General features: G+C 61.7%; 15 protein-coding genes. 10 read left to right on the top strand and 5 right to left on the bottom strand.

Annotated features, from left to right (window positions below; translation table 11 throughout):
* Positions 1-126 precede the first annotated feature (126 nt).
* A complete protein-coding gene (locus IQK56_RS25410; RefSeq protein WP_193863803.1) occupies positions 127-1,161 on the bottom strand; it encodes a type IV pilus twitching motility protein PilT in 1,035 nt (344 codons plus the stop codon).
* A 57-nt stretch (positions 1,162-1,218) separates the two neighbouring features.
* Here IQK56_RS25410 and IQK56_RS25415 point away from each other — a divergent pair, with 57 nt between their 5' ends.
* From IQK56_RS25415 to IQK56_RS25455, 9 genes are all read left to right on the top strand, one after another.
* The gene (locus IQK56_RS25415; RefSeq protein ID WP_122306610.1) at positions 1,219-1,905 is read left to right on the top strand and encodes a YggS family pyridoxal phosphate-dependent enzyme; all 687 of its coding nucleotides are present in this window, start codon (positions 1,219-1,221) and stop codon (positions 1,903-1,905) included.
* Positions 1,906-1,938: 33 nt separating this feature from the next.
* Positions 1,939-2,757: a pyrroline-5-carboxylate reductase gene (gene proC / locus IQK56_RS25420; protein ID WP_122306609.1), complete on the top strand. Its 819-nt coding sequence runs from the start codon at positions 1,939-1,941 to the stop codon at positions 2,755-2,757.
* A gap of 9 nt (positions 2,758-2,766) precedes the next feature.
* A complete protein-coding gene (locus IQK56_RS25425) occupies positions 2,767-3,357 on the top strand; it encodes a YggT family protein (protein ID WP_193863802.1) in 591 nt (196 codons plus the stop codon).
* 117 nt (positions 3,358-3,474) lie between these two features.
* Positions 3,475-4,614, top strand: a complete 1,140-nt coding sequence (gene metX / locus IQK56_RS25430) for a homoserine O-succinyltransferase MetX (protein ID WP_193863801.1) — start codon at positions 3,475-3,477, stop codon at positions 4,612-4,614.
* Between the two features lie 7 nt (positions 4,615-4,621).
* Positions 4,622-5,242, top strand: a complete 621-nt coding sequence (metW, locus tag IQK56_RS25435) for a methionine biosynthesis protein MetW (protein ID WP_122306607.1) — start codon at positions 4,622-4,624, stop codon at positions 5,240-5,242.
* Between the two features lie 21 nt (positions 5,243-5,263).
* Complete coding sequence (locus tag IQK56_RS25440; protein ID WP_122306606.1) at positions 5,264-5,698, top strand: DUF4426 domain-containing protein; 435 nt, start codon at positions 5,264-5,266, stop codon at positions 5,696-5,698.
* A complete protein-coding gene (rdgB, locus tag IQK56_RS25445) occupies positions 5,695-6,291 on the top strand; it encodes an RdgB/HAM1 family non-canonical purine NTP pyrophosphatase (RefSeq protein ID WP_065871952.1) in 597 nt (198 codons plus the stop codon). The genes IQK56_RS25440 and rdgB overlap by 4 nt, the downstream gene beginning before the upstream one ends.
* Entirely contained in the window at positions 6,288-7,490 is a 1,203-nt protein-coding gene (gene hemW, locus IQK56_RS25450; protein WP_246500290.1) for a radical SAM family heme chaperone HemW, read from the top strand. The genes rdgB and hemW overlap by 4 nt, the downstream gene beginning before the upstream one ends.
* Positions 7,491-7,507: 17 nt before the next feature.
* On the top strand, positions 7,508-7,831 hold the full coding sequence (locus IQK56_RS25455) for a DUF3392 domain-containing protein (RefSeq protein WP_016972961.1): 324 nt from the start codon (positions 7,508-7,510) through the stop codon (positions 7,829-7,831).
* Positions 7,832-7,909: 78 nt separating this feature from the next.
* Here the strand turns inward: IQK56_RS25455 and trmB are convergent, their stop codons facing one another.
* From trmB to IQK56_RS25475, 4 genes are all read right to left on the bottom strand, one after another.
* On the bottom strand, positions 7,910-8,638 hold the full coding sequence (gene trmB / locus IQK56_RS25460; protein WP_032884142.1) for a tRNA (guanosine(46)-N7)-methyltransferase TrmB: 729 nt from the start codon (positions 8,636-8,638) through the stop codon (positions 7,910-7,912).
* Positions 8,639-8,647: 9 nt separating this feature from the next.
* Complete coding sequence (locus IQK56_RS25465; RefSeq protein WP_003234615.1) at positions 8,648-9,442, bottom strand: thiazole synthase; 795 nt, start codon at positions 9,440-9,442, stop codon at positions 8,648-8,650.
* 48 nt (positions 9,443-9,490) lie between these two features.
* On the bottom strand, positions 9,491-9,691 hold the full coding sequence (thiS, locus tag IQK56_RS25470) for a sulfur carrier protein ThiS (RefSeq protein WP_206691963.1): 201 nt from the start codon (positions 9,689-9,691) through the stop codon (positions 9,491-9,493).
* A gap of 71 nt (positions 9,692-9,762) precedes the next feature.
* Positions 9,763-10,140, bottom strand: coding sequence for a DUF423 domain-containing protein (locus IQK56_RS25475; protein WP_150674408.1), 378 nt, complete (start codon positions 10,138-10,140; stop codon positions 9,763-9,765).
* Positions 10,141-10,214: 74 nt separating this feature from the next.
* Between IQK56_RS25475 and mtgA the strand changes: the two genes are divergently transcribed.
* Complete coding sequence (gene mtgA / locus IQK56_RS25480) at positions 10,215-10,937, top strand: monofunctional biosynthetic peptidoglycan transglycosylase (RefSeq protein WP_150674409.1); 723 nt, start codon at positions 10,215-10,217, stop codon at positions 10,935-10,937.
* The last annotated feature ends 77 nt before the right edge of the window (positions 10,938-11,014 follow it).

The following is an 11,014-nucleotide window of genomic DNA, read 5'->3' on the forward strand; positions in this document are numbered from 1 at the left end:
AAGCTGGAACGCAGTACTAATGTGGGAGGGGGCTTGCCCCGATAGCGGTGGATCAATCGGCTTATTTGTAGCTGACCCACTGCAATCGGCAGCCTCCACATTTGGACCTCCTTATATCTCCCGATCTTATATATCCCCAGGCACCCTAGCCTTCCCCCGCGCCTCTTCCCGACTGACCAGCCCCTCGCTCACCAACGCCTTCAAGCTCATATCCAACGTTTTCATCCCCAACGCGCCTCCGGTCTGGATCGCGGAGACCATCTGCGCCACCTTGTCCTCACGAATCAAATTACGAATGGCCGGCGTACCCAACATGATTTCATGGGCCGCTACGCGCCCGCCGCCACGTTTTTTCACCAGTACCTGGGATACCACCGCCTGCAACGATTCGGAGAGCATCGAGCGGACCATGGCTTTTTCGCCGGCCGGGAACACGTCCACCAGCCTGTCCACGGTCTTTGCCGCCGAGGTGGTGTGCAGGGTGCCAAACACCAGATGCCCGGTCTCAGCCGCCGTCAGCGCCAGGCGGATGGTTTCCAGGTCACGCAATTCGCCCACCAGGATCACATCGGGGTCTTCACGCAGCGCCGAACGCAGGGCCACCGAGAAACTGTGGGTGTCGCGGTGCACCTGGCGCTGATTGATCAACGCCATTTTCGGTCTGTGGATAAATTCGATGGGGTCTTCCAGCGTCAGGATGTGCTGGCGTCGATGCTGATTGAGATAGTCGATCATGGCCGCCAACGTGGTGGATTTTCCTGAGCCGGTGGGCCCCGTCACCAGCACCAGGCCACGCGATAATTGCGCAATACGCTGGAACACCTCCCCCAAGCCAAGCGCTTCCAAACTTTGGATTTCGGTGGGAATGACGCGAAACACTGCCCCTACGCCGCGATCCTGCTGGAACACGTTCGCCCGGAATCGAGCGACCCCGGGCAGCTCGAAGGCAAAATCCGTTTCAAGAGATGTTTCGAAATCCTTTTGTTGGTATTGGTTGAGCAAAGGGCTCAATAAATCCGCCACTTGCACAGCTGAAAGCACGGGGCAATCCATCGGCCAGACTTCGCCATCGATTCGCAACATGGGCGCCAGCCCAGCCGACAGGTGCAGGTCGCAGGCGCCACGGCGCACGCCGGCCACCAGTAATTCAGTGATATCCATAGGGCTTTCCATTTCCAGTAGAATGCCGCGGACTCCATATCCACGGGCGCATCTTGAATGTCGACGATAGCAGACAACATCGGCCTGGTTAGCCAGCGCATCCGCGCCGCAGCCGACGCCGTGCAACGTGACGCAAGCAGCATCCACCTGCTGGCCGTGAGCAAGACCAAACCCGCCCAAGCCGTGCGTGAAGCCTACGCCGCCGGCATGTGCGATTTTGGCGAGAACTACTTGCAGGAAGCCTTGGGCAAACAGGCCGAATTAACCGACCTGCCCTTGAGTTGGCACTTCATCGGCCCCATTCAATCGAACAAGACGCGCGCTATCGCCGAGAACTTCGCTTGGGTGCATTCCGTGGACCGCCTCAAAATTGCACAACGCCTGTCCGAACAACGCCCGGCCGACCTGCCACCGCTGAATATCTGCATCCAGGTCAATGTCAGTGGCGAAGCCAGCAAGTCCGGCTGTACCCCCGCCGACCTGCCGGCCCTGGCCAATGCGATCAGCGCCCTGCCGCGCTTGACGCTGCGTGGCCTGATGGCAATCCCCGAGCCGACCGAAGATCGCGCCGAGCAAGATGCAGCATTCGCCACCGTTCGCGACCTGCAAGCCCGTTTGAACCTGCCGCTGGACACACTTTCCATGGGCATGAGCCATGACCTTGAGTCGGCCATTGCCCAAGGCGCCACCTGGGTGCGGATCGGTACCGCACTGTTTGGCGCCCGTGATTACGGCCAGCCGTGAAATGGCTGACCTCCCTCTGAATAAGGACCTGTCATGAGCAACACGCGTATTGCCTTTATCGGCGCCGGCAACATGGCGGCCAGCCTGATCGGCGGCCTGCGGGCCAAGGGCCTGGACGCCGCGCAGATCCGCGCCAGCGATCCGGGCGCAGACACCCGTGCGCGCATCAGCGCCGAGCACGGTATCGACACCTTCGCCGACAACGCCGAGGCCATCCAGGGCGTCGACGTGATCGTGCTGGCGGTCAAGCCACAGGCCATGAAGGCCGTGTGCGAAAGCCTGCGCCCCAGCCTGCAACCGCATCAGTTGGTGGTGTCCATCGCCGCCGGCATTACCTGCGCCAGCATGAACAATTGGCTCGGTGCCCAGCCTATCGTGCGCTGCATGCCCAACACGCCGGCCCTGTTGCGCCAAGGCGTGAGCGGTTTGTACGCCACTGCCGAGGTCAGCGCCGAGCAACGTGACCAGGCCCAGGAGCTGCTGTCCGCCGTGGGCATTGCCCTGTGGCTGGAACAGGAACAACAACTGGACGCGGTCACCGCCGTCTCCGGCAGCGGCCCGGCGTACTTCTTCCTGCTGATCGAAGCCATGACCGCCGCGGGCGTGAAACTGGGCCTGCCACGGGACGTCGCTGAGCAATTGTCCGAGCAAACCGCCCTGGGTGCCGCGAAGATGGCCGTCTCCAGCGATGTGGATGCCGCCGAACTGCGCCGCCGCGTGACCTCCCCAGGCGGCACCACGCAGGCCGCCATTGAATCGTTCCAGGCCGGGGGCTTTGAAGCCCTGGTGGAAAAAGCACTGGGTGCCGCTGCGCACCGATCGGCCGAAATGGCCGAACAACTGGGCAACTAAGGAGCCAACATGATTGGTTTGAACACCGCAGCCGTCTACGTGCTGCAAACCCTCGGCAGCCTTTACCTGCTGATCGTGCTGTTGCGTTTCGTGCTGCAACTGGTACGCGCCAACTTCTACAACCCGCTCTGCCAGTTCATCGTCAAGGCCACCCAGCCGTTGCTCAAGCCGCTGCGCCGAGTGATCCCGAGCCTGTTCGGCCTGGACATGTCCTCGCTGGTGCTGGCGATCCTGGTGCAGTTGGCCTTGATGGCGCTGACCCTGTTGCTGACCTACGGCACCACCGGCAATTTCGTACAGCTGCTGATCTGGGCGATCATCGGCGTGACCGCGCTGTTCCTGAAGATTTTCTTCTTCGCCATGATCATCAGCGTGATCCTGTCCTGGGTCGCGCCGGGCAGCCACGACCCTGGCGCCGAGCTGGTCAACCAGATCTGCGAGCCGGCCCTGGCGCCGTTCCGCCGTCTGCTGCCGAACCTGGGCGGCCTGGATATCTCGCCGATCCTGGCGTTCATGGTGCTCAAGTTGCTGGACATGCTGGTGATCAACAACCTGGCGGCCATGACCGGGATGCCAGAGATTCTGCGCTTGCTGATCTGATGCGAACAAAGGCGGAGGGACTTGCTCCCTCCCTCATTTCGCACCGCGCAGGCCTTTGCTTGCCGCTGGGTGCAGCGGTCTTTAGACTTACGCCTCATTTAAACGAGAGCAGGGTCGATGCCAGCTGCCTTCCCCCCCGATTCTGTTGGACTGGTCGTGCCCCAAGTGGCGCACTTCAGCGAACCCCTGGCCTTGGCCTGCGGCCGTTCGCTACCCGCCTACGACCTGATCTACGAAACCTATGGCCAACTGAACGCCACGGCGAGCAACGCAGTGCTGATCTGCCACGCCTTGTCCGGCCATCACCATGCTGCGGGATTCCACAGTGCCGACGAGCGCAAGCCCGGCTGGTGGGATAGCTGCATCGGTCCCGGCAAGCCCATCGACACCAACAAGTTCTTTGTGGTCAGCCTGAACAACCTCGGTGGCTGCAACGGCTCCACCGGCCCCAGCAGCCTCAACCCGGAAACCGGCAAGCCGTTCGGCGCCGACTTCCCGGTGCTCACCGTGGAAGACTGGGTGCACAGCCAGGCGCGCCTTGCCAACTTGCTGGGCATCGACCAATGGGCGGCCGTGATCGGCGGCAGCCTGGGTGGCATGCAGGCGCTGCAATGGACCATCACTTACCCGGACCGCGTGCGCCATTGCCTGGCGATTGCCTCGGCCCCCAAGTTGTCGGCGCAGAACATCGCCTTCAACGAAGTGGCGCGCCAGGCAATCCTCACCGACCCCGAGTTCCACGGTGGTTCGTTCCAGGAAGCGGGTGTGATTCCCAAGCGCGGCTTGATGCTGGCGCGGATGGTCGGGCATATCACCTACCTGTCCGACGACTCCATGGGCGAGAAATTCGGCCGTGGCCTCAAGAGCGAAAAGCTCAACTACGACTTCCACAGCGTCGAATTCCAGGTGGAAAGCTACCTGCGTTATCAAGGCGAGGAGTTCTCCGGGCGTTTCGACGCCAACACCTACCTGCTGATGACCAAGGCTTTGGACTACTTCGACCCAGCGGCCAACTTTGATGACGACCTGGCGAAAACCTTCGAAGGCGCCACGGCCAAGTTCTGCGTGATGTCGTTCACCACCGACTGGCGCTTCTCGCCGGCGCGCTCCCGTGAGCTGGTGGACGCACTGATGGCCGCACGTAAAGACGTCTGCTACCTGGAGATCGATGCTCCGCAAGGCCACGACGCCTTCCTGATCCCGATCCCGCGCTACTTGCAGGCTTTCAGCAATTACATGAACCGCATCATTTTGTGAGAACGCCATGAGAGCCGACCTGGACATCATCCAAGACTGGATCCCCGCCGGCAGCCGCGTGCTCGACCTGGGCTGCGGCGATGGCGAACTGCTGAGCTGGTTGCGCGACAACAAGCAAGTCACCGGCTACGGCCTGGAAAACGACCCGGACAACATTGCCCAGTGCGTGGCCAAGGGCATCAACGTGATCGAGCAGGACCTGGACAAGGGCCTGGGCAACTTTGCCAGCAACAGTTTCGACATCGTGGTGATGACCCAGGCCCTGCAAGCCGTGCACTACCCGGACCGCATCCTCGACGAAATGCTGCGTGTGGGTCGCCAGTGCATCATCACCTTCCCCAACTTCGGCCACTGGCGCTGCCGCTGGTACCTGGCCACCAAAGGCCGGATGCCGGTGTCGGACTTCCTGCCGTACACCTGGTACAACACGCCGAACATCCACTTTTGCACCTTCGAAGACTTCGAAGCACTGTGTGGCGAGCGTGAAGCCAAGGTAATCAACCGCCTTGCCGTCGATCAACAGCACCGCCACGGCTGGACGAGTAAACTATGGCCCAACCTGTTGGGCGAAATCGGTATCTACCGGGTCAGCAGCCCTGGCCTGACCGACCACAAAATTGCCGTCTAATCATTTTCAAGAGGGACGTTTATGAGTCGCTTGGCTATTTTTCTACTGACCGCATGCCTGGGCGCCAGCGCCATGGCTGCGGACACTATTGACGCTAATCGCAAGAAAGACTTCGGTGATATCACCGTTCACTACAACACCTTCACCTCAAGCTTCCTGCCCCCCGAAACCGCCCAAAAAGCCGGCGTGGTGCGCAGCAAGGAGAAGGGCTTGATCAATGTGACCGTGATCAAGGGCGTAGCCCCAGTCGCGGCCCAGGTGACCGGTACCATCAAGGACCTGGGCGGCAAGAGCGAGATGCTGACGTTCAAGCAGATCGAAGAGAAAGGCGGGACCAGCTACCTCGCGCCCTATTCCGTGACCCAGCGCGAATACAAGACCTTTACCATCAACGTTGAAACTGGCGGCAAAGCCCATAGCTTCCAGTTCAACCAGGAACTGTTTCCGGCGGAATGATGAACCTTACTCAACTGGTACTGGCCAGCCATAACGCCGGCAAACTCAAAGAACTCCAGGCCATGCTCGGCGAGTCGGTGCAACTGCGCTCGATTGGCGAGTTCAGCCAGGTCGAGCCGGAAGAGACCGGTTTGTCGTTCGTCGAGAATGCCATCCTCAAGGCGCGTAATGCCGCACGCATTTCCGGCCTGCCGGCGTTGGCGGATGACTCGGGGCTGGCGGTGGATTTCCTCGGCGGCGCACCCGGCATTTATTCGGCGCGCTACGCCGATGGCAAAGGTGACGCAGCCAACAATGCCAAACTGCTGGACGCCCTCAAGGACGTGCCGGACGCGATGCGCGGCGCGCAGTTCGTCTGCGTGCTGGCCCTGGTACGCCACGCGGACGACCCGTTGCCCATCCTGTGCGAAGGCCTGTGGCACGGGCGCATCCTGCATGCGGCCAGCGGTGAGCATGGTTTTGGCTATGACCCGCTGTTCTGGGTGCCGGAGCGCAACGTCTCCAGCGCCGAACTGAGCCCGGCCGACAAGAACCAGATCAGCCACCGCGCCCGCGCAATGGATTTGCTGCGCCAACGCCTGAGCCTGAAATGACCCACGACACCCCGGCGCTGCCGCTGATCCACGGCGGCGCGCAAACACCTCGGGCGGCCCTGCCGGTGCTGCCGCCCCTGGCGCTGTATATCCACATCCCGTGGTGCGTGCGCAAATGCCCGTATTGCGACTTCAACTCCCACACCGCGAGCAAAGTGCTGCCGGAAGAAGAGTACGTGGACGCCTTGCTGGCCGACCTGGACCAGGACCTGCACGCCGTGTATGGCCGGGAATTGAGCTCGATTTTCTTTGGTGGCGGCACGCCCAGCCTGTTCAGCGCCGCAGCACTGGGCCGCTTGCTTGAGGGCGTGAAAGCGCGCATCCCGTTTGCCAGCGATATAGAGATCACCCTGGAAGCCAACCCAGGGACGTTCGAGCAAGAGAAGTTCGTGGCGTACCGCAAGCTGGGGATCAACCGCCTGTCCATCGGCATCCAGAGCTTCCAGCAGGAAAAACTCCAGGCCCTGGGCCGTATCCACAATGGCGATGAAGCCGTACGCGCTGCCGGTATGGCGCGCCAGGCCGGGTTCGATAACTTCAACCTGGACTTGATGCACGGCTTGCCCGACCAGTCCCTGGACGACGCCCTCGGCGACCTGCGCCAGGCCATCGCGCTCAAGCCCACGCATTTGTCCTGGTACCAACTGACCCTGGAACCCAACACCGTGTTCTGGAACCAGCCGCCAGCGCTGCCGGAAGACGACACCCTGTGGGACATCCAGGAAGCTGGCCAGGCACTGCTGGCCGAACACGGTTACGCGCAATATGAAGTGTCGGCCTATGCCCAACCGGGCCGCCCGGCGCGGCATAACCTCAATTACTGGAGCTTCGGCGACTTTATCGGCATCGGCGCCGGTGCCCACGGCAAGCTCAGCCATCCGGACGGGCGCATCGTGCGCACCTGGAAAACCCGTGCGCCGAAGGACTACCTCAACCCGGCCAAAAGCTTCCAGGCCGGCGCGAAGGAACTGACCAACGACGAGCTGCCGTTCGAGTTCCTGATGAACGCCCTGCGCCTCACCGAAGGCGTCGACGCCAAGCTTTACGCCGAGCGCACCGGCCTCGACCTGACAAGCCTCGACGAGGCACGGCGCGAGGCAGAACAAAGTGGCTTAATGCAGGTCGAACCGTCACGCCTGGCGGCCACCGACCGTGGGCAACTCTTTCTCAATGACCTGTTGCAGAAGTTTTTGAGCTGACGCTCTAAGGAAGTCACATGGATTTGGTACTCGACCTGCTCGCCACCGTATCCCGCTGGAGCCGCAGCAACCTGTCGGAAATCTCTCTGGCCCTTGTGGGCTGTTTGCTGGTGCTGTTCGGCGCCGACATCAAGGGCTGGGTCGAAGCACGCCTGGGCAGCATCGCCGGCGCCTTGCGCGTACCGCTGATGGCACTGGTGTGCATGATCGGCAGCGGTGCGGCGTTGATCTATGCCACGCCGTGGATTGTGCGAGGGTTGAGCCAGTTCAATAACTACAGCCTGGCGCCGGTGTTGGTGGTGGTCCTGGTGTTGATTGGTGTAGTCGCAGACCGCCGCTGACCTCAAACACAACACAAATACAAATGTGGGAGGGGGCTTGCCCCTCCCACATTTTTTGCATTACAAGTTAGCAGCGAGTTAAGCCAGCTTCTCGAACTTCAAATCCCAAACCCCATGCCCCAACCGCTCACCGCGACGTTCGAACTTGGTGATCGGACGCTCAGCCGGGCGTGGCACGCATTTGCCGTCTTCCGCCAGGTTGCGGTAGCCAGGGGCAACGTCCATCACTTCCAGCATGTATTCGGCATAGGGTTCCCAGTCGGTGGCCATGTGCAAAATACCGCCGACTTTCAGCTTGCTCCGTACCAGTTCCGCGAAGGACGCCTGGACGATGCGGCGCTTGTGGTGACGGGATTTGTGCCATGGGTCCGGAAAGAACAGCATCAGGCGGTCGAGGCTGTTGTCGGCAATGCAGCGGTTGAGCACTTCAATCGCGTCGCAGTCGTAGACGCGCAGATTGGTCAGGCCTTGGGTCAGCACGCCGTTAAGCAGTGCGCCGACACCCGGGCGGTGCACTTCCACGCCGATGAAGTCCTGGTCCGGCGCGGCGGCGGCCATTTCCAGCAGGGAGTGGCCCATGCCGAAACCGATCTCCAGGGAACGCGGGGCCGAGCGGCCGAACACTTGGTCGTAGTCCACCGGCGCGTCGGCCAGGGGCAACACGAACAGCGGCGTGCCCTGCTCCAGGCCCTTTTGCTGGCCTTCGGTCATGCGGCCGGCGCGCATCACAAAACTCTTGATGCGGCGGTGCTTGGACTCGTCGCCAGCTTCTTCCACGGTGTTCGGCGTTTCGTTTGATTCAGTCATCAATGGCTCTTACTTGATCAGACCATCCAGCGGCGAAGAGGCGCTGGCGTAGAGTTTTTTCGGCATGCGCCCGGCGAGGTAAGCCAGGCGGCCTGCGACGATGGCGTGTTGCATGGCTTCGGCCATCATGATCGGTTGTTGGGCATGGGCGATGGCCGAGTTCATCAGCACCGCGTCGCAACCCAGCTCCATGGCGATGGTCGCGTCGGAGGCGGTGCCTACGCCGGCATCCACCAGCACCGGGATCTTGGCTTCTTCAAGGATGATCTGCAGGTTGTACGGATTGCAGATACCCAGGCCGGAGCCGATCAGACCGGCCAGCGGCATCACTGCGATGCAGCCGATTTCCGCCAATTGACGGGCGATGATCGGGTCATCACTGGTGTAGACCATCACGTCGAAGCCTTCCTTGACCAGGGTTTCAGCGGCCTTGAGGGTTTCGATCACGTTGGGGAACAGGGTTTTCTGGTCGGCCAGCACTTCCAGCTTCACCAGGTTGTGGCCGTCGAGCAGCTCACGGGCCAGGCGGCAGGTGCGCACGGCTTCGATGGCGTCATAGCAACCGGCGGTGTTCGGCAGGAAGGTGTAGCGGTCCGGCGACAGCACTTCGAGCAGGTTCGGCTCGCCCTCGATCTGGCCGAGGTTGGTGCGGCGCACGGCGAAGGTCACGATCTCGGCACCCGAGGCTTCGATGGCCAGGCGGGTTTCTTCCATGTCGCGGTACTTGCCGGTGCCGACCAGCAGGCGGGACTGGTAGGTACGACCGGCCAGGACGAAGGGCTTGTCGCTACGAACGATGCTCATGGGAAATCCTCGTAATGGGGTGAGGTTCTGCAGAATTCGGGCAGGCGCCTAGCCGCCACCGATGGCGTGGACCACTTCGACCTGATCACCTTCGGTGAGCGCAGTCTCGGCGTGCAGGCTACGCGGGACGATATCCAGGTTGAGCTCCACTGCGACACGACGCCCGGTCAGGTCCAGGCAGGTCAGCAGGGCCGCAACGGTTGCACCGTCGGGCAGTTCAAAGGATTCGCCGTTCAACAGAATGCGCATGCCGCGGGCCGCCATCGTTTTTAGGGGCCAGCATTCTAGCTTGATTGGTGTTGCCGGCCCAAGTCCCTTGGTCAGACGACCTGCAAGCGCCAGGCAAACAGGCCAAGGAAGAACCAGCCGAGCAGGAACGCCAGGCCACCGAACGGCGTGATGATGCCGAGCTTGCTGATGCCCGTGGTAGTCAACACATACAGGCTGCCGGAGAACAGCAGGATACCGACGACAAACGAGATACCGGCCCAGGTCACCAGGCGGCCGGGAAGGTGGGCCGCCAGCAATGCCACGCCGAACAGCGCGAGGGCGTGCACCAGTTGGTAGGTCACGCCGGTATGGAAGATCGCCAGGTACTCGGCGCTCAGACGGTTTTTCAGGCCATGGGCGGCGAAGGCGCCGAGGGCGACACCGGTGAAGCCGAAAAACGCGGCCAGCATCAGAAAGCTTCGCAGCATGGGGAACTCCAGTCAGACTCATCGGGCAGGGTCTGTATAATGGCCCGCTCAACGGGTTCGGCCAAGCCATCTCTATGCTGCGTCTCCTCTTCAAACGCTTTCTCAACGTCGTGAAATGGTTTGCCATCGGCAGTGTATTGCTGGTGCTGCTGTTTCGTGTCGTCCCGCCGCCGTTCACTGCGTTGATGGTGGAGCGCAAGGTCGAATCCTGGTTCGACGGCGAACCCATTGACCTGCAGCGCACCTGGGTGCCGTGGGACGAGATCTCCAATGACCTCAAAGTGGCGGTGATGGCCGGTGAAGACCAGCGCTTCCCACAGCATTGGGGCTTTGATTTCGGCGCGATCCAGGCGGCGATCCTGCACAACGAGCGCGGCGGCTCGATTCGCGGCGCCAGTACGTTGAGCCAGCAGGTGTCGAAAAATCTGTTCCTGTGGGCTGGCCGCAGTTATTTGCGCAAAGGCCTGGAGGCTTGGTTTACCGGGTTGATCGAGGTGCTGTGGCCCAAGGAGCGGATCCTTGAGGTGTACCTCAACAGCGTGGAATGGGATGAAGGGGTGTTCGGCGCAGAAGCGGCGGCGCGGCATCACTTTGGCGTGAGTGCCAAGGGGCTTTCACGGCAGCAGGCCAGCTATCTGGCGGCTGTGCTGCCCAACCCACGGGTGTGGAGTGCCAGCCACCCGACCGCGTATGTGGCGCGGCGGGCGGCGTGGATTCGGCAGCAGATGAGTCAACTCGGTGGCGATGGCTACCTGCTTGAGTTGAACAACTCCCGCAAAGCGCCCTGGTCCGACTGACCCAACACAGAAACAAATGTGGGAGGGGGCTTGCCCCCGATAGCGGTGGATCAGTCAGCTTATTTGTAGCTGACCCA

The sequence above is a fragment of the Pseudomonas cyclaminis genome (assembly GCF_015163715.1).
GTDB classification, from domain to species: Bacteria; Pseudomonadota; Gammaproteobacteria; order Pseudomonadales; family Pseudomonadaceae; genus Aquipseudomonas; species Aquipseudomonas cyclaminis.